At 63.8% G+C, this 24,922-nt stretch carries 21 protein-coding genes; 19 read left to right on the top strand and 2 right to left on the bottom strand.

Annotated elements, in window-relative coordinates; translation table 11 throughout:
- Positions 1–153 precede the first annotated feature (153 nt).
- The 6 genes from AUL35_RS22155 to AUL35_RS12190 all read left to right on the top strand — a co-directional run bounded on the left by AUL35_RS22155 (position 154) and on the right by AUL35_RS12190 (position 6,893).
- Positions 154–402 carry a hypothetical protein gene (locus AUL35_RS22155; protein WP_156417970.1) on the top strand — a complete coding sequence of 83 codons (249 nt, stop codon included), beginning with the start codon at positions 154–156 and terminating at the stop codon, positions 400–402.
- 51 nt (positions 403–453) lie between these two features.
- A complete protein-coding gene (locus AUL35_RS12210) occupies positions 454–1,500 on the top strand; it encodes a substrate-binding domain-containing protein (RefSeq protein ID WP_082666294.1) in 1,047 nt (348 codons plus the stop codon).
- A 75-nt stretch (positions 1,501–1,575) separates the two neighbouring features.
- Positions 1,576–4,155, top strand: coding sequence for an ATP-binding cassette domain-containing protein (locus AUL35_RS12205; protein ID WP_062015150.1), 2,580 nt, complete (start codon positions 1,576–1,578; stop codon positions 4,153–4,155).
- Between the two features lie 16 nt (positions 4,156–4,171).
- The gene (locus tag AUL35_RS12200) at positions 4,172–5,158 is read left to right on the top strand and encodes an ABC transporter permease (RefSeq protein ID WP_062015148.1); all 987 of its coding nucleotides are present in this window, start codon (positions 4,172–4,174) and stop codon (positions 5,156–5,158) included.
- 17 nt (positions 5,159–5,175) lie between these two features.
- Positions 5,176–5,895 (top strand): amidohydrolase family protein, encoded by a 720-nt coding sequence (locus AUL35_RS21645; protein ID WP_082666293.1) that lies wholly within the window; start codon positions 5,176–5,178, stop codon positions 5,893–5,895.
- A gap of 38 nt (positions 5,896–5,933) precedes the next feature.
- Positions 5,934–6,893: a sugar-binding transcriptional regulator gene (locus AUL35_RS12190; RefSeq protein ID WP_062015146.1), complete on the top strand. Its 960-nt coding sequence runs from the start codon at positions 5,934–5,936 to the stop codon at positions 6,891–6,893.
- Positions 6,894–6,925: 32 nt separating this feature from the next.
- On the opposite strand, the gene AUL35_RS12185 is transcribed toward AUL35_RS12190, so the two are convergent.
- Positions 6,926–7,918, bottom strand: coding sequence for a GlxA family transcriptional regulator (locus AUL35_RS12185; RefSeq protein WP_062015144.1), 993 nt, complete (start codon positions 7,916–7,918; stop codon positions 6,926–6,928).
- A gap of 203 nt (positions 7,919–8,121) precedes the next feature.
- On the opposite strand from AUL35_RS12185, the gene AUL35_RS12180 reads away from it, so the two are divergent.
- From AUL35_RS12180 to AUL35_RS12135, 10 genes are all read left to right on the top strand, one after another.
- Positions 8,122–9,084, top strand: coding sequence for a dihydrodipicolinate synthase family protein (locus AUL35_RS12180; RefSeq protein WP_306304373.1), 963 nt, complete (start codon positions 8,122–8,124; stop codon positions 9,082–9,084).
- Between the two features lie 42 nt (positions 9,085–9,126).
- A complete protein-coding gene (locus tag AUL35_RS12175) occupies positions 9,127–10,341 on the top strand; it encodes a sialidase family protein (protein WP_062015142.1) in 1,215 nt (404 codons plus the stop codon).
- 13 nt (positions 10,342–10,354) lie between these two features.
- Positions 10,355–11,470, top strand: a complete 1,116-nt coding sequence (locus tag AUL35_RS12170) for a sialidase family protein (protein ID WP_062015140.1) — start codon at positions 10,355–10,357, stop codon at positions 11,468–11,470.
- 31 nt (positions 11,471–11,501) lie between these two features.
- Complete coding sequence (locus AUL35_RS12165) at positions 11,502–12,818, top strand: extracellular solute-binding protein (protein ID WP_062015139.1); 1,317 nt, start codon at positions 11,502–11,504, stop codon at positions 12,816–12,818.
- A gap of 104 nt (positions 12,819–12,922) precedes the next feature.
- The gene (locus tag AUL35_RS12160; protein ID WP_244493761.1) at positions 12,923–13,834 is read left to right on the top strand and encodes a carbohydrate ABC transporter permease; all 912 of its coding nucleotides are present in this window, start codon (positions 12,923–12,925) and stop codon (positions 13,832–13,834) included.
- 38 nt (positions 13,835–13,872) lie between these two features.
- Complete coding sequence (locus tag AUL35_RS12155) at positions 13,873–14,715, top strand: carbohydrate ABC transporter permease (RefSeq protein WP_192847085.1); 843 nt, start codon at positions 13,873–13,875, stop codon at positions 14,713–14,715.
- 33 nt (positions 14,716–14,748) lie between these two features.
- Positions 14,749–15,804, top strand: coding sequence for an ABC transporter ATP-binding protein (locus AUL35_RS12150; RefSeq protein WP_062015133.1), 1,056 nt, complete (start codon positions 14,749–14,751; stop codon positions 15,802–15,804).
- 34 nt (positions 15,805–15,838) lie between these two features.
- On the top strand, positions 15,839–17,365 hold the full coding sequence (locus AUL35_RS12145) for a UxaA family hydrolase (protein ID WP_062015132.1): 1,527 nt from the start codon (positions 15,839–15,841) through the stop codon (positions 17,363–17,365).
- On the top strand, positions 17,362–18,426 hold the full coding sequence (locus AUL35_RS12140; RefSeq protein WP_244493758.1) for an Ldh family oxidoreductase: 1,065 nt from the start codon (positions 17,362–17,364) through the stop codon (positions 18,424–18,426). The genes AUL35_RS12145 and AUL35_RS12140 overlap by 4 nt, the downstream gene beginning before the upstream one ends.
- Before the next feature lie 44 nt (positions 18,427–18,470).
- Positions 18,471–19,976: an aldehyde dehydrogenase gene (locus AUL35_RS12135; protein ID WP_062015128.1), complete on the top strand. Its 1,506-nt coding sequence runs from the start codon at positions 18,471–18,473 to the stop codon at positions 19,974–19,976.
- Positions 19,977–19,985: 9 nt separating this feature from the next.
- Here AUL35_RS12135 and AUL35_RS12130 read toward each other — a convergent pair whose 3' ends face one another.
- Positions 19,986–21,065: a LacI family DNA-binding transcriptional regulator gene (locus AUL35_RS12130; RefSeq protein ID WP_062015126.1), complete on the bottom strand. Its 1,080-nt coding sequence runs from the start codon at positions 21,063–21,065 to the stop codon at positions 19,986–19,988.
- Positions 21,066–21,238: 173 nt separating this feature from the next.
- Here AUL35_RS12130 and AUL35_RS12125 point away from each other — a divergent pair, with 173 nt between their 5' ends.
- The 3 genes from AUL35_RS12125 (at position 21,239) to AUL35_RS12115 (ending at position 24,915) form a co-directional block, all read left to right on the top strand.
- Positions 21,239–22,252 carry an ABC transporter permease gene (locus AUL35_RS12125; protein WP_062015124.1) on the top strand — a complete coding sequence of 338 codons (1,014 nt, stop codon included), beginning with the start codon at positions 21,239–21,241 and terminating at the stop codon, positions 22,250–22,252.
- A gap of 75 nt (positions 22,253–22,327) precedes the next feature.
- Positions 22,328–23,302: a substrate-binding domain-containing protein gene (locus tag AUL35_RS12120; protein ID WP_062015122.1), complete on the top strand. Its 975-nt coding sequence runs from the start codon at positions 22,328–22,330 to the stop codon at positions 23,300–23,302.
- Between the two features lie 62 nt (positions 23,303–23,364).
- Positions 23,365–24,915: a sugar ABC transporter ATP-binding protein gene (locus tag AUL35_RS12115; protein ID WP_062015120.1), complete on the top strand. Its 1,551-nt coding sequence runs from the start codon at positions 23,365–23,367 to the stop codon at positions 24,913–24,915.
- The last annotated feature ends 7 nt before the right edge of the window (positions 24,916–24,922 follow it).

Below are 24,922 nucleotides of genomic sequence, written 5' to 3'. Positions count from 1 at the left end.
GGTGGCGCGGACGGGAATGAACCGTAGTGTTAGTCCCTCCGTCGTCCTTATAGCTCGAAACTTGGCGCGGCCGCGTCCAAATCGCAGATGAAACTACGCTCTCCTTCCGTACATACAGAACGTCTACCGATCATCTGCCTGAGCCGATCAAGCATGCTGGTCGCCAAGCAGTTTGGTGAGGTCGGCATACACGGAACGGCAACTCCATTGATTATAGCCGGCGTTCCCGTTCGTCCGGATGTGAGTTCCCATGTCCAGACAGAATTCTACCAGACGACGATGGAAGCGACCGAACGTCAGCAAATGCCCGGCGCTAATGTTTTTGCTCATAATTTATCATTCCAACCGCGCCATGACGCGGCAATCGGAAAATTTTCGAACGAGCAACGGGCATTTGTTTGACTTACTGAGCCCCGTTGGGCAGCTTGCGCTTGTCGAGTGGGAGGAAGATCGATGACGAGCAAACTGAGGACGCTTACGGCATCGGTTGCCGTGGGTCTCATGCTGGCAGGGACCAGCGTCCAGGCACAGGAAGCAGCAGGCAAGCGAATTGGCATCGCCGCCCGCGAGATCACCAACGACTATAATCGCGACATTATCGCTGGAGCTGAGCAGGTCTTGAAGGCAGCGGGTGCCGAAGTCGTTGTGACGGACGGCGGAGCCGATCCACGCAAGCACAACGAGAATATCGAAAGCCTGATCAATTCCGGTGTTGCCGGCATTGTCGTTCAACTCGGCGACGCCCAGCAACTTGCGCCCGTCGTGGCCAAGGCGAAGGCTGCAAACATTCCCGTCGTTACGACCTCGGTCGGGTCCAAGACTGAGGGTGCGCTCGCAGATGTGGGCGGCGACGACGCGCTGATGTCGGCGATGGTTAGCCGTGCCCTCCTGTCAAGCATCGACTACCGGGGGAACGTTTATGTCTTCTGGGTTCCCGGCGCGCCGATTTTGGAGACCCGAAAGCGGATCCTGCAGGCCATGGCAGCCGATTACCCCCAAGTAACGCTGCATGAGGTTCCGACCGAGCATAGTGCTGCACGCGTTCAGACACAGATGGAGGACATCCTTACCGCCAACCCGGAGGAGGGAAGCGTCGCGGCGGTCTGGGGTGCCTACGATCTTCTAGTGTCGGGAGCGGTGGAAGCGATCCGACAACGAGATCGACTGGAGATCAAGGTCGCGTCCATCGACGGCGACCGCGTCGGTTTCCAGATGCTTCTCGATGAGGAAAGCCCATTCGTGTCGACGGTCGTTCAGGACGTACCGCGTATCGGGTCGCTCGCTGCGGAAGTTCTGCTCAAGGGGATGAACGGCGAGACAGATTTCCCGAGCACGCTCTACACAGATGCCTGGCTCGCGACCCACGCGAACGGCGTCGCGTCGGCCGAGAAGCGTTGGGGACCCGGCGTCTGGGATGAGATGTCGATCGCGCGCGAGGACGTCGAAGGGCGTTGGCCGCAAGGCAGCGACCTGATCGTCGTTCATCCGATCCTGCCCTAGCGCAGGCCAATTGGCGGCGCGCCGACACGGCGCGTCGCCATTCGACTTCTCTGATACGCTTCTGGAATCCGTCGCATGACGAGTGCCATCGCAGCTACGCGTCCACCCGAGGCCAACGCATCCGAGATCGTTCTCGAATGCCGAGGCGTCACCATGGAATTTCCTGGCGTCGTTGCGTTGAGCGACGTGTCGCTGCGCATACGCAGCGGCGAGATTCATGCCTTCCTCGGACAAAACGGTGCCGGCAAGTCCACCTTGGTGAAAGTCCTGACCGGCGTCTACCAGCCGACACGGGGCGAGATCCTCATCGACGGCAGACGCGTCGATCTCCGCGACCCGCGGGACGCCGAAGCCAACGGTATCGCAATCGTCCACCAGGACCAGCCGCTCGTGGCCCAGTTCGACGTCACGCGGAACGTCTTTCTTGGACGAGAGCTAGTGTCCAAGGGTGGTCTGCTCGACCTATCCGCCATGCGATCGGCGACCGAGGACGCATTGAGGCAGGTGGGCGCGTCCTTCGGAGCAGACACGCTCGCGGGCGAGCTCAGCGTCGCGCAACGCGAACAAGCCTCCATCGCCGCCGCTCTCGTGCGCAGGCCGCGGATCCTCATCTTGGACGAGCCGACCGCATCGTTGAGCGACAGCGAGGCTGCGCTCCTCTTTCGGATCGTCCGCGGCCTTCGCGACAGTGGCGTGACGATCATCTACATCTCGCACTATCTCGATGAGGTCCTCGATCTCGTGGATCGCATCACGGTTCTGCGCGACGGTCAGCTCGTGGCCGTCAAATCGGTCGAGGAGACGTCGCGCACTGGCATCGTCGAGATGATGGTGGGTCGTGACATCGGTCATCTCTACCCAAAAGAGGCGGTCGAGATCGGGCCTGTTCTCCTCGACGTGAAGGGGTTGATCCAGGGTCATGCCGTGCGTGGCGTCGATCTGTCCGTGCGGCGCGGCGAGATTTTCGGCATCGCCGGCCTGATGGGCGCTGGCCGCACGGAGCTGGCGCTTGCGCTGATCGGTGCACTGCCGAGGACGTCGGGAACCGTGACGGTCGGCGGACGCGCGTCCGCGCCCGCCAACCCGCGTGCGGCCAAGCGCCAGGGCTTCGCGCTGATCCCGGAGGACCGTCGGCACGAGGGTCTCGTCACCGAAATGACGGTGCGCGAGAACCTGACTCTTCCCGGACTGTCGCGCTGGACGCGTGGCGGTCTCGTCAACCCGAGACGCGAGCGTGCCGCCGCCGCGGATCTCGTCGAGCGTCTGCGCATCCAGCCACCGAATCTAAACCAAGTGACGCGCAACCTTTCCGGCGGCAACCAGCAGAAGATCGTCATCGGACGCTGGTTGACCGGCGACTCGGAAATCTTTCTGTTCGACGAGCCGACAACCGGCGTCGATGTCGGCTCGAAGGTCGAGATCTACCGACAGATGGTTGAACTCGCCCGACGCGGTGCGGCGGTGCTGTTCATCTCCTCGGACTTCGAGGAGATCGCAGGCATGTGCGACCGCGTCGCCGTCATGCACAAGGGACGGGTCAGCACGGTTCTTGAAGCGGGCGAAGCGTCGCCCGATACCCTTCTCTACTGGGCTTCCGGCAGCCGCGACGAGGCTGTGATGTCGGCCGCTGTGGAGCCGGCCCCCGACGCTTCGCAGGCGACGTCCGATCTCGCCGTCCCGACGTTGGAAACGCAGGTGACGGCACCCCCAAGCCTTCTCGCGCGCTGGGGCACGATCGGCGGCATGGTCCTCGTTCTCGCAGTCGTCGGGCTTCTGGCACCTCAGTTCTTCACGCTGGGCAACGTGTTCGACGTGCTGAAGCAGGGAAGCGTCCTTGCCTTCATCGCGCTCGGCCTGACGGTCGTTCTGATCGCCGGCGGCTTCGACATGTCGGCTGGCGCGGTGAGCCAGTTGGCCACCAACGTCGCCGCGGGAGCCCTCGTCGCCGGCAGCAGCCTAGCGGGCGTTCTTGGACTGGGAGCGCTGATCGGCTTGGCGGCAGGAGCACTCAACGCGGTCCTTGTTCTCGCCTTCGGTATGCCCGCCTTCGTGGCGACCCTTGGGCTGATGTTCGTGGTGATGGGCGCGACGCTGCTCTACAACGGCGGCCAAGCGCTGACGCTGTCCGACGAGCCGGGGTTCTTCTTCATCGGGCAGGGCTATCTTGGTCCGATCCCCTTTGTTTTCCTTCTCCTCGTCGCAGTGACGCTGCTGCTCGCGCTCGTGCTCAAGCGGACGCGGCTCGGCCTTCGCATGTATGCCGTCGGACAGAACCTTGCAGCAGCTGAGTTGCGGGGCATCCGTCGTGCGCCCTACGCTGCTGCCTCGTTTCTAGTCGGGGGCCTCGTGCTCGGCCTCGCCGGGGTCGTTCTTGCCTCCTATTCCTACGGTGCCTCGGCACTGGCGACCGGCATCGACTTCCTGATCAGCGCCTTGGCCGCCGCCTTCCTCGGTAGCACCTTGAATCGTGCCGGCGAACTGAACGTCGTCGGCACCGTCATCGCGGCTTTGTTCCTCGCCTCCCTTTCCAACGGTCTGATCCTGATCGGCGTATCCAGTCAGGCACTCCCAGGTCTGCAAGGCGTGGTGCTGATCCTGTCGATCGCGCTTGGCGTCATCCACAAGCGCGGCATCGGTCAGGTCCTGATCTTTTGAAAAGGAAGCTCAGTTGATGGGCATGTCTGCCATGGCTCGGGGACGGACGACATCGCCGCCGATCGAGTTTCTGCGCGAGTATGGCGCGCTGGTCGGTATGGTTCTGGTTCTCGGTATCTTCGGGTACCTGAACCCGGTCTTCCTATCGCCGGCCAACATAGAGAACGTCATCCGTCAAAGCGCGGTGGTCGTCATCATGGCGCTCGGACTGACGGTTGTGATGAAGATGCGCGGCGTCGACCTGTCGATCGCGCAAATCGCCGATGCAGCAGGGTTGATCGCCGCGATGCTGATCCTGCATCGCTATCCCGTCTGGATGGCGTTCGCCGTACCGCTGGCCTTCGGACTAGCTGTCGGATGCATCAACGCGGTGCTGATGGCCTATGTCGGCATCCCCGCGATCATCGGCACTTTGGGCATGATGTTCGTGATCCGCTCGGGCGAGCTGATGGCGACGAACGGCGCCGAGCCGCAAATCCTCTTCACGTTGCCGCGGAGCGTCACCCGGGACTTCCTCTATCTTGGGCAACGTGACCTTGGCCCCGTCGCGGCCCTGATCGTACTTGCTGTCGTCGTGTTCCTGATCGCCTTCGTGGTGATGCGTTTCACGCCGTTCGCGCGCTACGCCCGAGCGGTCGGCAGCAATGTCCGTGCGGCCTTTCTCGCCGGTATCGACATCCGTATGACCTTCGGGCTCGGTTTCGTGATCTCGGGCGTCCTGGCAGCCCTCGCAGGCATCGCCATCGTCTCGCGGACCGGCATCGCCATGCCACGCGGAGCGGAGCCCTTCCTCCTCGACGCCTTCGCCGCTGCCTATCTTGGTACGCTCGCCACACGCAACGGCGAGATGAGCATTGCGGGAACGCTGCTGGGTGCACTCTTCATAGGCTTTCTCGCCAACGGCCTGACGCTGCTTGGGCTTGGAGCGCCCTACCGCTACGCGCTGAACGGCGGTTTCATTCTTCTCGCCATGGCCGTCGGCGGCCTGAAGCGCCGGACCTGACAAGGAAAGCGATCGGCATGTCCCAGATCATCGACGCCCACAACCATCTCGGCACCCGTCACGGGGCGCATCAGACTGGAGCGGATCTCGTCGCCAAGCTTGATGCGACCGGTATCGACAAGGCGGTAATGTTCCCGTTCGTCGAGGGCAACTTCACCAACGAGCCGATCAAGGAGGCGTTCGACCAGTTTCCCGATCGTCTCATCCCCTACTGCGCCGTGAACCCTTGGCAGGCGGACGCCGCTGACGAGGTCCGTCGCTGCGTGCGCGACTGGGGCTTCAAGGGACTCAAGCTGCATCCCACAATCAACGGCTATCACCTGTCGGACCCGGGATTGGTGGATCCGCTCTTCGCTGTTGCCGAAGAGTTCGACATCCCAGTGATCGTCCACGGCGCCAGCGACCTCCTGAACAGCCCACCAGAGTTCCGCATCATGGCGCAGCGCTTCCCGAAGGTAGCGCTGCTCATGGCCCATATGGGTTTCTTCTGGAGCGTCGATCAGGCCATCGCCTACGCGAAGGAATGTCCGAACCTTTATCTCGAGACCTCGCGTGCGCCGATCTTCGAGATTCAGACCGCGGTCCGCGAACTCGGACCGCATAAGGTCATCTGGGGTACGGACTCCCCCTTCGTCGACTACGAATGGGAGTTCAAAAAGATGGAGCGCGCCACTACCGACCCCGAGGGCTACCGAGCCATTGTCGGCGGCAACATTGCGCGCCTGCTCAAGCTCTGATCTTCGCGTTCGGGAAACGTGATGGGCTGGCCTCGGACATGAGCGACAGGATCGATGCCGACCGCAAACTCGACCAGGCAGCACGTGCTGCTTGGCTCTACTATGCCAAGAGCAGGCGTCAGGACGACATCGCAAGCGAGCTCGGCATCTCGAGGCAGGTCGTGCAGCGACTCATCGCGCTGGCACTGGCGGAGAACCTTGTACGCTTCCAAGTCATGCATCCCTTGGCGGAGTGCATTGAGCTTGCCGATCGGTTGAAGGATCGTTTCGGCCTCCACTTCTGCGAAGTGACCCTCAGCGAGGCGGCAAACGAGGAAGATATGCCAGCTGTGGCAACCGCGGCGGCAATCTACCTCGAGAACCTTCTCATGCAGAAGGCACCGTTCGTCGTCGCTGTCGGCAACGGCAAGGCAATGCAGGAAACCGTGTTGCGCATCGGGCAGATGGACAGACCGCAGCACAAATGCGTTTCCTTGATGGGCAACCTCACGCTCAACGGACGTGCCGGCCGTCATGATGTGGTGACGAAACTTGCCGAGCGGATCGGCGCGCAAAGCTATCCGCTGCCGATGCCTCTCGTGACCGCCAGCGTTCGGGATCGCGAGACGTTGCAGGCGCAGGTCGGCTACAAGACACTGCAGACCCTGGTCGACGAGGCGAACATCCGGGTGATTGGAAGCGGCAATATCGGCTGGCAGGCGGGCATTCATCTCGACGGCTTCATCAGCGACACAGAGCTTGCTCACTGCATGGAGAATGGTGCGGTCGGCGAGGTTCTCGGAGGTGCTATCAACATGTCCGGTGAACTGATCCGCAACGGCTATGTCGAGCGACTGACATCTTTCCATCCGCAGCCTAGCAGCCGTCAGCCGGTGCTGATCGTGAGTTCCGGTATGATCCGCGTCCCGGCAATCTACGCGGCGCTAACGGGCAAACTGGCAAACGCGCTTATCACCGACGAACAGACTGCACGTGGCATCCTGAATGCTGGTGAGTAGCGATGGAATGAAGGCTAGCTTCGGAAGCCAACTCAAGAGCGATCCTGACGCGAAATCCGGAGCCCGACGGGATGATAGAGGTGCCGGCGCTCGGCGCTCGAACTTCGTCTAAACGCGCTGGGCGTTGCTCCGTAGCGCTCCTTGAACGCCCGGCTGAAGTGGGCGCTGCTTTGAAAGCCCGTTACCTCCGCAATGTGGCTGATCGTTTCGTCCGTGTAGAAAAGCTGGTCGCGCGCCTTATCGAGCCGAAGCCAGAGATAATGGGTTGCGGGCGATACGCCGGACGCGCGCTGGAACAAGCGCTCGACCGTGCGCCGCGAGGCACCGGAACGCACGCATAGCTCCTCGATCGGGAGAGGGTAGGAGATGTGTTCGGCCATGAGCCGCGACACCTTCAGCCAGATCGGTGGCGCTGCATCGCCCGCAACAGCACGTTGCGGCGTATTGCTCGGTCGACCACGACCGTGAACGAAACCGTTGGCCACGATCTGGGCGAGCGCCGGCCCGTGATCCTCTTCGATCAGGTGCAGCATCATGTCGAGCGCGGCCGTACCGCCGGCGCAGGTCCACCGACCGCGGTCGACGACGAAGAGTTCTTCCACCACGTCGGCATTCGGATACAGGTCGCGGTAGGCGGGTATGGCCTCCCAATGCAGCGTGACGCGGTAGCCCGTCAGAACCCCGGCAGCCGCAAGGGCGAAGGTCCCGGTATCCAAGGCTCCCAACCGCGTGCCGAACACGGCGCGGCGATGCAGCCAGTCCAACAGTTCGCGCTGTAGCATGCGCGTCGGGTCGTTGCCTGCGCAGACGATGGCGAAGCTCTGTGTCAGGGTCGAGGACAAGGGCTGGGTCGCCTCGATGACCATTCCGTTTCCGGCGGTCACTGGACCGCCGTCGCAGGAGGCGAACACCCAATCGTAAAGCGTCGTGCCAGCGTTCTGGTTGGCGAGGCGCAGCGCCTCGATAGCGGGAACGAGGGCGTAGAGGGGGAATTCGGGTACGAGGACGAAGCAGATCTCACGCATCACGTCTCGACCCTAGAAATTGACGCGCAGCATCAATCTGGTGGCGCTTTCAGTCAATATGATCGCGTCGCAAGTCTGCAATCATCCTGTCCAGACGCAGATCACTTCCGACAATTTTCGAGCTTTCAGCGGTCCAACGCCCGATTACGGCGGCGGGAGATGCTGGACTTCGCCCCTGCCCTTGAGAACCGAAGACAGTGACCATGATGGACGCAAACGCCCTAAAAGACGAACTTCGGGGATGCTACATCACCATCCCGACCATGTTCCGGGATGGTGATCTCGAGTTGAACACCGATGCCATCGCGCGTCACGTCGGATTTCTGCGCAGCCACGGAGTCGCACGCGGAAACGGGGTTCTTCTCGCCGGCGGCGCGGCCGGCGACTTTTCCACCATGACATTCGACGAACGAGTGCGTGTCGCCGAGACGGTGGCCGAAGCCGCGGAGGGTGCCCTGCCGCTTGCCATGGGCGCCCAGACCACGAGTACGCGCGAGCTTGTCGCGCTCGCCCGCGCTGCCGAACGGCTGCGCTTCCAGTTCATCCAGGTTTCATGCCCCTTCTACTTCAACCACACCGAAGGGGACTTCCTCGACTACGTGAAGGCGGCCGCCGAGGCTGCGGACGTCGGGATCATCATCTACAACACGTTCTGGACGAGTGCGGCCGTGTCCTTCCGTACGGTCGAGAAGCTTGCCGAGATCCCGAACGTCGTCGGCCTGAAGTGGGCGACCCCTCGCACCGACGCAATGGAGTTCGAGGATGTGGTCTCGACCTTCTCGTCGCGACTCTCGATCATCGATAACCACCTCATGTTCCCGCTGAGCCATGCGCTGGGTGCTCGCGCCTTCGAGGTGCATCTGTCCAACTACTGGCCGGCCTGGGGACTGAAGCTCCTCGCCGATCTGGACGCAGGTCGCTACGGCGAGGTCCAACGTAACCTCGTGCGCGAGGCCATGCCCTTCTACAAGCTCTGGATGGAAATCGAGGCCGGCTTCACAAGCGGTGACGGGTATCTCGACAAGCTCTGCATGGAGCTCGTCGGGCTCGACTCCAGCCGCTGCCGCGCGCCCACGCGTGACGTGCGCGACGACTATCGCGAGCGGTGTCGCGATATGCTTCTCCAGACCGGTGTGCCGGGCGTGCTGCAGCACGCGGCCGCCTGACCCTCATCCCCCCAAAGCCCTCCCCATCAAGGTTCCTGCCCGATGCCTCGGAACGTCAGCCATCACACGATCTGGCACGACTCCAAACTCTCCAATAATCAGATCTGCACGCGCCTGCTTCGCAACGGCGACATCCTGGCGGTCTTCAACGAGGAGCGCTTCCCGTTTCACCACGACAGCGGACAAACCGTCATGATGCGCTCGCATGACGGTGGGCGGACCTGGGATCCGGCAAGCCGCAAGGTTGTGCTGCCGCTGACACAGACGCAGGGCAATTGGGACTGCGGGATCTGCGAGCTTTCCGACGGCACGCTTCTGGTGAACTTGACAATCACCGGCTTCTTCAAGCGGGGCGTGCGCCACGAGCAGCCCTCTTGGAGCGCGCATCCGGTCACGCGCGAATACGGCGACTGGACCTGGGCCTACAAGCTGCAGGGTTGGCTCGGCACCTACGTCCTGCGCTCGACCGACGGCGGCGAGACCTGGAGCGAGCCGATGCCGGTGAACGTCAGGCCGCTGAAGCATGGGGGATGCCGGCTCGGCATCTGGGAGCTGCCATCGGGCTCGCTGCTCATGGGTCTATACGGGCGCATTCGCGGCTATGGCGAGGAGGGCGAGGGCGAATCCACGCGATCGGCCCTCATGCGCTCGGACGACGGCGGCGAAAACTGGGAGTACTTCTCCACCCTCGCCTACGATCCCGCCAGCATCATCGACTACGAGGAGCCGGCGCTGCTGCGCCTCGCCGACGGTCGCCTCGTCTGCTTCATGCGCACGCACGTCAACCCGTCGAGCGACGCGCGCAACATGGTGATGACGATCTCGGAGGACGATGGTTTCTCCTGGACGCCGCCCAAGTGGACCAACATCTGGGGCTTCCCAGCCGAGCTGATCCCGCTCCAGGACGGGCGCTACCTCATGGTCTACGGCTATCGCCGCCCCCCCTACGGCGTGCGTGCCGTCATCTCGGACGACGGCGTCACCTGGGACGTGAAGAACGAGTTCGTGATTCGCGAGGGCGGCCTGCCGGGGCAGACGTCGGAGGAGAAGCCGGGCTCCAGCGTGATGACGCCGGGCACAGGCGAGTCCGCGGCGGGCTCGGTGTCGCTGACACATCCCGGCGGCTTCCAGCACATCGGCTACCCCAGCGTCGTTCAGATGCCGGACGGCACGATCGTCGCGTCCTATCACGAGTGGAGCGACGACCCAGCCCCGGTCCAGTACGTGCGCTGCACGCGCTTCGAGCTGGATCGCTGAGGGGGCTGCGGCGATGGGGCGTGAACGGATCATTCTGCGGGACGAGGGGCGCTACATCGCCCACCCGCATATGGTGCGTCTGGCTGACGGAACGCTTCTCCTCGTCGCGACCTCAGGGCCACGCCGCTCCCCCACGCTTCATCCCCCGCTCGATCCCGACTTCCGCAACGTCCTGATCCGCTCTCAGGACGAGGGCGAGACGTGGTCGGAACCGGTCGCGGTCCCGTCAAGCGCCCGTGACGGCATGGAATGCGCGGGGCTAACGCCTCTTGCCGACGGCTCGGTGCTGCTCAACCAATGGCGGTTTCGCTGGTATGGCGAGGGCGAGGCACCGCCCCGCCTGAAGGAGCCCTTTCTTGCGAGCGCTGCGGAGCTGCGCGCCGAGCTCGAGGCGTCGCTCGAACTCGAGAGCGGGGCCTCGGAGATCATCGTCTGGTCGCGTGGCGGGGGCGTCGCGAGCGTCTGCCGGAGCGACGACGGTGGCCTATCGTGGTCGGCGCCATCGCCGATCGATGTCGCACCTTATAGCGGCGGATACGGCATGCGAGGCGGCTTGGTGCTCGCGAACGGCGAGATCGTGCTGCCCCTGTCGGACGTTCCCCACTACGCCCGGGTCTTCCTCGTGCGTTCGGGAGATGGTGGAGCGACTTGGTCCGCGCCGGAGCCGGTCGCAGCGATCGAGGGATACGCCTTCGAGGAGCCCGCTCCCTATCTGGCACAGGATGGCTCGATCCTACTGGTGCTGCGAGAGAATGTGACGCGTCGGCTCCACACCGTCCGTTCGCGCGACGGAGGGCGAAGCTGGAGCCGCCCGGTCGCGAACGGCCTGACGGGCTATCCTGCCGATCTCGTGAGTCTGGGCGAAGGCTGCGTCGTGGCGGTGACCGGCTGGCGCGAGGCGCCGGGGCAGATCCGCCTTCATGCTTCGATTGACGATGGCGCGTGCTGGTCCGCCCAGCCGACCTTCGTGGCGGGACCCTTCGGAACCCGAGACTGCGGCTACCCAACGGCGGTTACATTGGAGGATGGCGACCTCCTCGTCGCCTACTACCGGCGCGACGACGCCGGCGTCACCGGCCTCTACAGCAAGCGCATCGAGCGAACGCAGATCGCGTTCGCAGCAGCCTGAACCCATGTCAACCAGAAGAGGGAAGATCGATATGAGCATATCCGGCATCTCGCGCCGCCGTTTCCTGGAAGGCACGGTTGCGGTCGGCGCGGCGGCGGCGACCGGCGGTCTGTTCAAGCCCGCGATCGCGCAAGGGACCACCGAGATCGTCCATTGGAGCTGGCTTCAGGCGTCCGACGGCGAGGTCTGGACGCGAGCGATCGGCGCCTTCAACGAGGCCCACAAGGGCAAGGGCGTCCAGATCCGCATGGAGCTCGTGCCCGAAGAACAGTACCGCACAAAGCTTCTGGCAGCGTCCGCGTCGGGCAGCGCACCGGACTTTGGCTGGGGAACCGCCGGCAAGGATGCGGCGCTCGCCAAAGACGGCGTGACGGTGCCGCTCGACGATCTGGCGAAGAGCGCGGGTCTCGATCTGGCTGATTTTTCGGAGAACTCGCTGAAGGCGGCGCGCTACCCGAAATACGGTCCCGAGCTTCACATGGTCCCTATGGATCTGATGAGCCTCCAGCCGCTCCTCAACCTCGACCATGCAAAGGCCGCCGGACTTGATCCGAATGCACCGCCGACCGACGAAGCCAGCCTTATCGAATGGGCGACCAAACTGACGCAGCGCCAGGGCGACACGGTCACCCGGTCCGGGATCCTGATGACGGGAACCGGACTTCAGCCGGCCGTAACCTGGGGCATCGTCGCCGAACAGATGGGCTTCCGGCGCGCCAGCGATGACCTGAAGACGGCCTCGGTCAACCCGGATGCCGGCAAAGCGGCCATGCAGTGGGTGGTCGACCTCTTCGACAAGCACAAGGTATCGGACCGCAACGTCACGGATCGCTACAAGGCCTTCGGCGCGGGCGAGGGCTCGATCTTCTGGACGGGTCCCTGGACGTTGGCCGGCTACAAGACGCAAGGGCTGAACTTCAAGCCCTTCCTGTTCCCGAAGATCGGCAAGGAACAGCGAACCTATTTCGAGATGGGTGGTCTCCAGCTCTACCGCCAACAGGACGAAAGCCGCCACGCCGCCACCATGGAAGCGGTGAAGTGGCTATCCGACAACAGCTTCCTTTGGACCACGGAAGGGCGCGGCGCCTCACCTCGAGCTTCGATCCTTGGGCGCCCGGACTACAAGACGGCGGGTCTGTCCTGGGATCTGCGCGGCCCCTTCGTCGAGGGCATGTCATTCGCCTCCGTCGGCGAGGTTCCGGTCCCAGGCGGTCCGGACTTCACGATCTACACTAATACCGGCTTCCTCGCGCGGGCCCTGGAAGGGGTCTGGGTCGGCCAGAAGTCGATCGACGACGCGATGGCCGAGATTACGCAGCAGTGGCAGCAGGATCTCGACGAAGCCTGACGGGCTGGCGAACCCTTCCCCTCGCCTGGCTCTCATGCCCCGGACGGCTTTCGAGCCGTCCGGGCTCGGTCATCTCAGAACCATAAGGACGAGCCCGATTGGCCGTGATCCCCGACACGATCGCAAGCGACGAGCCAAAAGTGCAAACCGCCCCGCGCATCCGCACGGACTGGGTGGCCTACGTCTTCGTGTCCTTCTTCACGGTCCCCTTCATTCTCTTCAACATCCTGCCGATTCTGTTCGGCTTCTACCTGGCCTTCCACAACTGGTCGATCATCGGGACGCCGAGCTTCGTCGGGTTCGGCAACTTCGTGCGGGCCTACAACGACCGCCTTCTGTGGCAGGCTCTGTTCAACACGCTGCGCTATGCGCTGGTGATCGTGCCGGCGGTCGTCGTCCTCGCCTACCTCGCCGCGCTCTTCGTACATCAGCGCTGGCCGCTGTCGGGACTGGCGCGCACCTTCTTCTTCGCACCCAACGTCGTGGCGGCGACCGTCGTCGGCCTCGTCTGGGTCGCCGTCCTGGATAGCAAGACCGGGCCGGTGAACGCGCTTCTGACGTCGTTCGGCGCGTCCGCGATCCCGTGGCTGACCAGCACGCAATGGGCCTGGATCGGCATCTCCGCCGCCTCGGTCTGGTGGGATCTGGGACTTGCCTTCGTCCTTTTCCTCGCCGCCCTCCAGGACGTGCCTCGAGAACTCGAGGAGGCGGCCACGGTCGACGGCGCCCGCTGGGACCAGAAGCTGCGCTACGTCATCCTGCCGGCGACCTGGCCGACGGTCGTTATGGTCCTGACGCTCCAGCTGATCTCGACGCTGCGCATCTTCAGCCAGGTCTACCTCATGACGGCGGGTGGGCCGGCCGGCACGACGATGTCGGTCATCCAGCACATCTACAACTCGGCGGTGGTCCGCAACATGATGGGCTACGCCTCGGCGGTTTCCATCATCCTCTTCGTCGTGATCCTGACCCTCGCGGCCTTGCAAGGGCGCCTTCTGCGCAGGGGCGGCCGATGAGCACGTTCGAAGAAATGCCCAGGCACGCCACATCAACCGTGAGGCTCAGTCGGCACCTGGGTCGCGGCACGATCTGGCTCATCGGCATGGGCTTCGCGCTCCTGTGGGCCTTCCCCTTCTTCTGGATGGTCTCGACCTCCTTCAAGTCGCCGGGCGAGGCGCTGACGAGCGGTCTCGGCCTCCTGCCCTCGCTGCCGACGCTCGACAACTACACGCGCGTCTTCGCGCAGTATCCGATGGGGCGCTGGGCTCTCAACAGCATGCTCGTCGCCACGTCCGCGACGGTCCTCGGCGTCCTGTTCGGCGCGCTCGCCGGCTACGCGCTGGCCCGACTGCGTTTCCCCGGACGAAACGTTCTCTTCGCCCTTTTCATCGCATCGCTGATGATCCCGGCGGAGACCACGGTCGTACCGATGCTGCTTGGGTTCATCAAGATCGGCTGGGCCAGCACCTACCAGGCGTTGATCCTGCCTTCGGTCGCGCAGGTCATCAGCGTCTACATCTTCCGCCAGTTCTTCCTCGACTTCCCCAAGGAGCTGGAGGAGGCGGCCATCGTCGATGGCGCCAGCCGCTGGACGATCTTCTGGCGCATCGCCTTTCCGATGGCTCGCGCGCCAGCGATCGCGGCGACCGTGATCCTGTTCAACCTGAACTGGAACAACTTCCTCTGGCCGCTCCTCATCACCTTCGACGAGTCGATGAAGACGATGCCCGTCGGCGTCGCCGCCTTTGCACCGACGATCGGCTCTCACACGCAGCTCGAAGGCTACGGCATGGGCATGGCGGCGGTGACGCTGCTCAGCCTTCCCAGCCTGACGCTCTTCTTCCTCCTCCAGAAATACTTCATCGCCGGCATCCGATCCGGTGGTGTGAAGGGCTGACGCCCGCCCCTTCCGCTTAACGCAAGGCCACGCATGGCAACGGTTCAGCTTCGCAACGTCCGCAAGTCCTTTGGCCCGCTCGACGTCGTCCATACCGTCTCGATCGACATCCAGGACGGCGAGTTCGTGGTGCTCGTTGGACCAAGCGGCTGTGGGAAGTCGACGCTCCTGCGCATGCTGGCAGGCCTTGAGGACATCACGGGCGGCGAGATCGCAATCGCGGGCCGACGCGTCAATGAGTTACCACCCAAGGCGCGCGACATCGCCATGGTGTTCCAGAACTACGCGCTCTATCCGCACATGACGGTCGGTCAAAACATGGCCTTCTCGCTGACGCTCGCGGGTACGGCTCGATCCACGATTGCCGAGCGCGTGGCCAAGGCCGCTGCCATCTTGGATCTTGAGGCCTTGGTCGAGCGCTATCCACGCGAGCTGTCGGGCGGCCAGCGCCAACGCGTCGCCATGGGACGCGCCATCGTGCGCAACCCCGCTGTGTTCCTGTTCGACGAGCCGCTCTCCAACCTCGACGCCAAGCTTCGCGTTCAGATGCGGGCCGAGATCAAGGCGCTTCATCAGCGCCTGCGCACCACCACGATCTACGTCACTCACGATCAGGTCGAGGCCATGACCATGGCGGACCGCATCGTCGTCCTGCGCGGTGGTCGCGTCGAGCAGATCGGCCGCCCGCTTGACCTCTACGATCGTCCAGCCAATCCGTTTGTGGCGAGCTTCATCGGCTCGCCGTCCATGAACTTCCTGCGCGGGCGCTCGGAGAACGGAGCCTTCCACATGGAGGGCGACGAAAGTTTGCCTCTCCCTGCGAACATGGGCGCCGTTGCGACCTACGGAGTTCGCCCTGAGCATATCTCGATCGATCCAACCGGTCCCATTGCCGCCGAGGTGGAACTCGTGGAACCGATGGGGTCGGAAACGCAGGTCACGTTCCGCAGGCTCGGTGCCTCAAACGGTTCGCGGATCGCCGGTCTCTTCCGTGAACGAATTGATCTCGCGCCCGGATCGCAGGTCCATCTTCGTCCCGACCCCAAGCACGTCCATCTCTTCGGAACCAACGACCTGCGCCTCAACTGAACATTCTGACCGAACCAGCCGCCTGGATCCCGCCGTGCCGAAACCCGTCCTCCTCCTGTCACCGGTCGACCCGATCGGTATCGCGCTCGACGACCTCGATGCAGGAGACGCCGTCACGGTGCAGGGCCTGCACGTGGCAACCCCCATTCCCAAAGGACACAAGATCGCGCTCCGCGATATCTCCGAAGGAGAGATGGTCACCAAGTTCGGCACGGTGATCGGCACGGCCTCCGCGCCTGTCCCGGCGGGATCCCACGTTCATACCCAGAACCTGGCCTTCCGCCCGCCCGGCGCGAACCGCAACCTGCAAGCGCTCGGTCATGCTTCCGCGATGCCCATGGCCCTTCCAACCGGCGCGACGTTCGAGGGATACCAGAGGGCTGACGGGCGCGTGGGCACGCGCAACGTTCTCGTCGTGATGGCGACCGTGAACTGTTCGGCGACCGTGGCCAAAAGGATCGCCTCGGTCTTCAAGTCTCGTGTCGATCTCTCGGCGACGCCCGCTGTCGATGACGTCGTCGCGCTGACCCATCAGCACGGCTGCTCCTTCAAGGCGGCCGGTGCCGACATGGACATTCTGCGAAGGACCCTCGGCGGCTATGCCGAGCATCCCAACGTTGCGGGCGTCCTTGTGGTGGGTCTGGGCTGCGAGGACAACCAGATCGACGGGTTTCTGGCGGCCGCAGGCCTTGTTCCCTCGCCTCGCCTGCGCACGCTTGTGATCCAGGAGACGGGCGGCAGCCTTCCCACCGTTGAAGCTGGCGTTGCGGTCTTGCGCGAGATGCTGGCGGTCGCCTCCACCGACCGCCGCCAGACGGTCTCGGCCCGCCATCTGACGCTCGCGCTTCAATGCGGAGGATCAGACGCCTTCTCCGCCCTCTCGGCCAACCCGGCGCTCGGCGTCGCGGCCGATCTCCTCGTCGCGGAGGGGGGCACGGCAATTCTCTCGGAGACGCCAGAGATCTATGGTGCGGAACAGCTCCTCCTCGAACGGGCGGCCAATCCAGAGATCGCGGAACGACTGATATCGCTCCTGGAATGGTGGGAGCGAAGCGCCGCGGAGGACGAAGGCGACCTCAACAACAACCCCTCCCCCGGCAACAAGGCTGGCGGCATCACGACCATCCTGGAGAAGTCGCTCGGCGCCGTCGCCAAGAGTGGCTCAAGCCCGCTGCGCGGAGTCTACGCCTATGCGGAGAGGGTCGACGGACCGGGCCTCGTGTTCATGGACTCGCCGGGCTTCGACCCCGTCTCGGCGACCGGTCAGATCGCAGCCGGCGCCAACGTCGTGTGCTTCACCACCGGCCGCGGCTCCTGCTTCGGCGCAGCGCCCGTGCCCTCGCTGAAACTTGCCACCAACTCCGCTCTCTACCACCGCATGGAGGGTGACATCGATATCAACTGCGGCACCATCGTCGACGGGTTGGAAACCCACGACGAGGTGGGCCGCCGCATCTTCCGCGACATCCTCGCGGTCGCCTCCGGTCGGCCGACCAAGAGCGAGCTTCTGGGCTACGGCGAGGCAGAGTTCATCCCATGGGCAAGAGGACTGATCTATTGACCGCCGCAAACGCACGTTACGACCTCGCCGCCTTGCAACTCTATGCGGCGGAGCTTCTCCGAAAAGCGGGCCTGGACGGGGACAAGCCGGAGGTCGTCGCCGAGCGCCTCGTTCTCGCCGATGCGATGGGACACACGACCCATGGCCTTGCGCAGCTTGGCGACTATCTCGAAGAGATCGAGGCGGGCCGCATGGAGAAGAGCGGCGAGCCGGCGGTCGTCTCCGACCGGGGCGCCGTCGCCGTATGGGACGCCCGTCGCCTTCCCGGCGTCTGGGTGACCGCGCGGGCTGTTTCGACCGCCGTCGAGCGAGCGCGGACTTACGGCACGGCATCGATCGCCATTCGCCGCAGCCATCACATCGCGTGCCTTGCCGCCTTTCTGCCGATCGCGACCGATGCCGGCATGATGGTGCTTCTGTCGAGCAGTGATCCCTCCGACGCCCATGTCGCGCCATTTGGCGGCACCCAGGCCGTGTTCACCCCCGATCCGATCGCGGTCGGCATCCCGACCGATGGAGACGCGGTACTGATCGATACCTCCGCCTCGATCACGACGGCGGGCCTCAGCGCGCGGCTTCGGCGCGAGGGAGGTCGCTTTCCCGGTCTGTGGGCACAGGATTCTCTCGGCCGCCCAAGCGACGATCCGGCCGTGCTCGTGGCCGATCCCAAGGGCACGCTCCTGCCGACGGGCGGGGCGGACCATGGTCACAAGGGATATGGGTTGGCGCTTCTCGTCGAGGCGCTGACACAAGGGCTGTCCGGCTATGGCCGCGCGGATGGCGAGGCGGAATGGGGGGCGTCAGTCTTCGTCGAGGTCTTCGATCCAGAAGCCTTCGCCGGCGCGGCGGCCTTTCGGCGTCAAACCGAGTTTGTTGCCCAGGCCTGTCGCACGAACCCGCCTGCCGACCCCGCCCGGCCGGTCCGCCTGCCCGGCACCAAGGCGCTCGAAGGACTCAGGCGTGCCCAGAGCGAAGGTCTCGCGCTGCATTCCGGTATCCTGGCCGGTCTTGAGCCCTTCGCGAGTGCGCTCGCTGTTCCCTTGCCAACGGCACGGGTCTGAGACCAACGCCCCTTCCTAACCTTCCCGCAAGATGGAACCGTCCGATGACCCTGTCTCCAGACGCCAAGCGCTTCCACGACGTAGCCGGTCGCCTGTCCCTCCCTTCGCAGGCGTTCATCGACGGGCGGTTCCAGGCGGCGCATTCGGGCCGAACGTTTGAAACGTTGAACCCCGCGACAGGAAACGTGATCGGCCTGGTCGCGAAGGCTGAGGCAGCCGACGTCGATCTTGCGGTCACGGCCGCGCGACGCAGCTTTCGCGACGGCAGCTGGTCGCGGTGTGCGCCCGAGCATCGCAAGTCGGTCCTCTTGAGGCTAGCGCAGCTTGTGCGTGACCATGCCGAAGAGTTGGCGGTCCTGGAAAGCATCGACAGCGGAAAGACGATCACCGATTGTCTGGCCGAGATCGGCGAGCACGTCCCGACCTTCTTCCAGTGGTACGGGGAACTTGCCGACAAGAGCTTCGGCAAGGTCGCCCCAACGGGCGAAGACGCGCTTGCGCTGATCCTCAAGGAGCCAGTTGGCGTCGTCGGCCTCGTCCTGCCCTGGAACTTTCCGCTCCTGATGGCCGCCTGGAAGCTCGCGCCGGCGTTGGCCTGCGGCTGCTCCACCGTCGTGAAGCCGGCCGAACAGACCCCGCTTTCGGCTCTACGATTGGCGGAACTCGCGATGGAGGCCGGTCTACCGGCCGGCGTCCTGAACGTCGTGCCGGGCTTCGGCGAGACCGCGGGTCAGGCGATCGGCCGCCACCGGGACATTGACGTCGTCTCGTTCACCGGGTCGACTGAGGTCGGCGCCCTGTTCCTGCGCTACGCCAGCGAGAGCAACCTGAAGCCGGTTGGGCTCGAGATGGGTGGCAAGAGCCCGCTCGTCGTTCTCGATGATGCCGAGATCGATGACCACCTCATCTCCAACGCCGTCAGCGCGGCCTGCTGGAACGGCGGCCAGAACTGCTCGGCCAACATGCGCCAGATCGTGCACGCCAAGCAGAAGGAGGCGTTCCTTCAGAAGGTTGTCGAGGGCGTCACGGCACTCAAGGTCGGCGACCCGTTGGATCCCGAAACGCAGATGGGCGCGATGGTCACGCATGAGCACATGGAGCGTGTGGCGTCCTACGTCGACAAGGGTCGCCGGGAGGGCGCCCGCGTCGCCTACGCCAACGATGGCAAGCATGGCCAAGGTTTTTTCCTCAACCCCACCGTCTTCGATGGCGTGACGCCCGACATGGCGATTGCGCGGGAGGAGATTTTCGGACCGGTCCTCGGCGTCATCGAGGCGGCCGACAATGCCGAGGCGCTCGATATCGCGCTCGATACCCCCTATGGGCTCCATGCCAGTGTCTTCACGCGCGACATGGACAAGGCGATGCATTTCGCGCGCCGACTTCCCTGTGGAACGGTCTCGATCAACTGCTTCAGCGAGGGCGACGTGAAGACGCCCTTCGGCGGCTACAAGCAGTCCGGCTCGCTCGCCCGCGACAACGGGGTCGAAGCCATGGACCAGTACGTCCAGACCAAGACCGTTTGGTTTCACCTGAAGCCGACGGGATAAACCAACATTTCAAGCTGAAGCGCGATCTCTAGCTTCCTTGGTCGCAACCTTTCGCCTTGGTTTGGTGTAGTCGCTTCCCCGTAGGACTAGATCTGCTCCGACCATAATTTTCACGGGTGGTTGCGGCTCACCTGAACGAATTAGATCGTCCAGCGTCGAGACTGCCAGGGCGCCTATCTTCCGTTTGGAAACATCGATCGATGTCAGGGGCGGCTGCATCGTTGCGCTCTGCGGTAGGTTATCGAACCCAATCACGCGAACATCCCCGGGTACGGAGATGCCGTGTTCGCGAAGAGCACGGATGAATCCGAAGGCCATGACGTCGTTCGTGCAGAAGTAGCAGTCCGCCAATGAAAGGCCGGCAGTCAGGCGTGCTGAAGCGTCAATGTAGGCGCCGTCAAAGGTCGACTCGATGACGATCACATCGTCGTCCCGAACCGGCAGCCCAAGCCGGTGCATGTTGCGCAGGTAAGCCTCATAACGCAGGCGAAAATTGGTTGTGTCGACGTGACTGGCGACAAAGCCTATTCGCTGAAGCCCCAAACCCTTGAATCGAGAAAGAACGCGATACACCGCGTCCTCGTTATTCATGTTCACGAAGTTGGCGTCGATCACATCGAAGTAGGTATCGATGAACACCTTGGGACCGCCGACACCCTGCATGAGCTGAACGTCATTCTCCGACAGTTCGGTCCCCAGCACCACAAGCCCTCGGGCGGTCGTCGTGGCGGCCGCCTGGACGATCGCGTCGACGGAGGCGGTCTCCAGACTGAGAACCTCGAGAGTGTAGCCCCGCCGGCGCGCCTCGTTCGACATACCGTCTAGATAGTCCGAGATGAAGACGCTGTGGTCCCGATTGACCGTATGACCATGCTTGGAGATCTTCAGGAAGCAGATTGTCTCGCCGCTGGTCGCTGGCATTCGAGGCGAAGAACGTGGCACGTAGTTGGCACGCGTCACCGCCTCGCGAACGCGGGCTCTCGTCGCCTCCGAGATGTCCCCCTTACCGTTCAGGACGAGCGAGACCGTCGCCGCCGAGACACCGGCAGAAGCCGCAATCTCACGCAGTGTCGCTGACCGCTTACTCATCCGCACATGCTCCCGCACACAACTCAAATGTTTACTAAACAAAGATGCCCACGTTTGTATAGGTAGGGTTGCCCACATGACGTTCGCGTCCTTGTCAGCTTGACAGTGGCGTCAGATCGAAGCTAGCTCTTTGGTTAAGGACGCAATCGTTCACTAAACATGGAGGGGAGGCCATGCAGCGGACAACCGGCCAGCTTCTCATGCTGGTGGTCATCAATGCAGGACTGCTGCTGGTCGGAGCGGCGATTTCGGGCGGGTCCTTCCTGTCTCCCTTCAACCTGCAGTCCATGGCCGGTCAGCTGCCGGAAATCGGCCTCCTCGCGGTCGGCGTGATGCTCGCCATGTGCGCCGGAAACGGGGGCATCGATCTATCTGGCATCGCGTTGGCGAACCTATCGGGCGTCCTGTCGGCCGTTATCGTGACGCAACTGATCGGTGGTGACGGTGCGAATTTCAGCCTTGCCTTCATTGCCATCGCTCTGGCTACGGGCCTGATGGGCGGGTTCGTCAACGGCTTCCTGATCGCCCGAATGAACATCACGCCGATCCTGTGCACGCTGGGCACGCAGCTCGCGTTCACCGGTCTGGCGGTCGTCGTCTCGGGTGGACGAGCCGTGACGGTGGGCAGTCCCGATCTCCTGTCGCGCATCGGCAACGACGTCGTTGCGGGCACTCCCATCAGCTTTCTTCTGTTCCTGGGTGCTGCCGGCCTCATCGCTGCCGCCTTGCGTTTCACACCATTCGGTCTCTGGCTGATGCTTATGGGAACCAACCCGAAGGCGGCTATCTTCGCGGGGTTCCCACGCAAGCGCATGCTCATCGCCACCTATACTATCAGTGGACTCCTGTCGGGCTTGAGCGGCGTCATCATCGCAGCTCGCAACGTCAACGTGAAGTTCGACTACGGCAGCTCCTATCTCCTGATCGCCATTCTGATTGCGGTGATGGCTGGCGTTCGGCCTGAGGGCGGCTACGGAAGGGTGGTCTGCGTGGTGCTCAGCGCCATCGCTCTGCAGCTCATGTCGAGCCTTCTCAACTTCGGCGGCTTCTCGAACTTCGTGCGCGACTTCGCTTGGGGCCTGCTGCTGCTAGCCTTTCTCGCCTTCAGCCGTCACGACCTGGCAGGTTTTTTTCGGGCGGCCAGACCCTCCGCCTCGACGGTGCGCCTCCCCCGCGCACCGGGCTGACATGCCCCTTGGGGGAATCAAAAACATGAGGAGGAAACCGTGACGAAGAAAACTAAGTCCATCCTGGCGCGCTGCATGCTCGCGTCTGCGCTCGCCACAGGCATCGCCGGTATAGCCGCCGCGCAGTCCAAGCCCGTCATCGCGACCGTCGTGAAGATCAGCGGCATTCCCTGGTTCGATCGCATGAACACAGGCGTCGAGGAGTTCGCGAAGGCCAACCCTGACGTCGATGCCAGCCAAAGCGGTCCGGCCACGGCAGACGCCGCGCAGCAGTTGCAGATCGTTCAGGATCTGACCGCCCGTGGCGTCAACGCGCTTGCCGTGGTTCCGATGGACCCCGCCGTTCTGGAAGGCGCCCTCAAGCGCGCGATGGAGCGAGGCATCGTCGTGGTGACGCACGAGGCCGACAACCAGATGAACACCCAGGCCGATGTCGAAGCCTTCGACAATGCCGAGTACGGCGCGGCGCTCAACGAGCGGTTGGCGCAGTGCATGGGTCAGGCCGGAAAGTGGACCACCTTCGTCGGCTCGCTGGGCAGCCGCACCCATCTCCAATGGGTTGGCGCCGGCGAGGAGAATGCCAAGAAGTACGCGCAGATGGAACTCGTCGATCCCAACAACGAATCCTTCGACGATGCCAACGGCACCTACGAGAAGGCCAAGGAGATCCTGCGCAAGCACCCCGACATCAAGGGATTTCAGACGTCTGCCGGCAACGACGTGCTGGGCGTCGGCCGTGCCATCGATGAGGCCGGACTCGCGGGCAAGGTCTGTCTGGTCGGAACAGGCCTACCGAACCCTTCCGCAGACCTTCTGGAAGCGGGTGCCATCACCGCGATCGGCTTTTGGGATCCGGCCAAGGCCGGCATGGCGATGAACTCGGTCGCCAAGACGCTTCTGGCCAAGCAGCCCATCACGGACGGCATGGATCTCGGTGTCGAGGGCTACAACAAGGTCTCCGTTCGCAAGGGTCCGGGCGAGGGAGTTCTCGTGATCGGCAACGGCATGGTCCTGGCCGACAAGTCCAACTACCAGGAACACCTCTTCTAAGCCGACAGGCCGGCGGCTCGCTGTCGCCGGCCCAACCTTTGGAAGCGGCGGGGAGGAGCGCTTTGAGGACAGAGATCGCGCAGGCGACCGAGGGGCGCTTCCTCGCGCTGCGAAACGTGGAAAAATGGTTTGGCGGTGTCCATGCCTTGCGCGGCATCGACCTCGACTTCGTCCATGGTGAAGTCTACCACCTCCTGGGCGAGAACGGCTGCGGCAAGAGCACCGTCATCAAGATTATCTCGGGGGCCCTGGTGCCAACGGCCGGCGAGATCCAGCTCGACGGAGAAGCCTTCCAGGCGCTCGATCCGATTCAGTCGCTCGCCGCCGGTATCGAGACAGTTTATCAGGACCTCTCGCTCCTTCCCAACCTGACGGTCGCCGAGAACGTGGCGATGGGCGAGCAGCTCGTCGCGGCCAAGGGCCGCCTCGCGCGACGCCTCGACCGCAGGCGGCTTCGTGCAACAGCAGAGCGAGCACTTTCGACCGTCGGACTGCCGAGCGAAGCAGCCTTCCTGGACACGATCGTCGACGACCTGCCGCTGGCCTCCCGCCAGCTTGTGGCAATCGCTCGCGCGGTCGCCGGAAATGCACGACTCGTCATCATGGACGAGCCCACCACCTCCCTGACGCGACGGGAGGTCGACAATCTCATAGCGGTTCTGGAGCGTCTTCGCACGAACGGCGTCGCGATCCTGTTCGTGACCCACAAACTCGACGAATGCTACCGCATTGGAGGCCATGCGATCGTCTTTCGGGATGGGCGTTGCGTCGCGCAGGGACCGCTTGCCGCCTATGACAAGAGCGACCTTGCAGAACTCATGACAGGTCGGCGGATCGAGGCGCTTCGCTATCGGCAGGCGTCGTCGGGCCAGCGAGAACTCCTGCGCGTTCGTGGCTTGTCGGCCGACGGGTTTGCACCGCTCGATCTGACGCTGCGCGAGGGCGAAATTCTGGGGGTGACCGGCCTGGCGGACTCGGGCCGCAACGAACTCGCCATGGCGCTAGCCGGGGTTTCAGCGGCTACACGAGGAACGATCGAGCTGGACGGTGCGCCGGTCCATATTCGTCGGCCGGCGGATGCCATTGCGGCCGGCATCGGCTACGTCCCGGAAGATCGGCTCGCGGAGGGTCTTTTCCTCGACAAATCCATTCTCGACAACGAGATCGCGCTGATCGTCGGAGATCTTGCCAATGGCCTTGGCGTCGTCGATGGGCGCGAGGGTCGGCGCCGGGCGGCGCAACTGTCCAGCGAGATGAAGCTCAACACTCAGGATCTCGATCTGCCGGTCGGCGCGCTTTCGGGTGGCAATCAGCAACGCGTCCTGATCGCGCGCTGGCTGTCGATCGCGCCCAAGCTTCTCGTTCTCCACGGGCCCACGGTCGGCGTCGATGTCGGCTCCAAGGATACGATCTATCGAGCGATCCAGGAGCTGGCGGAATCCGGCATGGGCCTCGTGATCGTCAGCGACGACCTTCCCGAACTCCTGCAGAACGTCGACCGGATCCTTGTCATGAACGACGGCCATGTGGTTGCCGAGCATGATGCGGAGCACACGAGCGAGGAGGCTCTCTACGCCGCCATGCTCATGTCTAGAGCGGACATGTCGCCATGAGTTCCAC

It is taken from the genome of Aureimonas sp. AU4, assembly GCF_001463765.1.
Lineage (GTDB): Bacteria > Pseudomonadota > Alphaproteobacteria > Rhizobiales > Rhizobiaceae > Aureimonas.
This window is presented reverse-complemented; position numbering and strand designations above follow the sequence as displayed.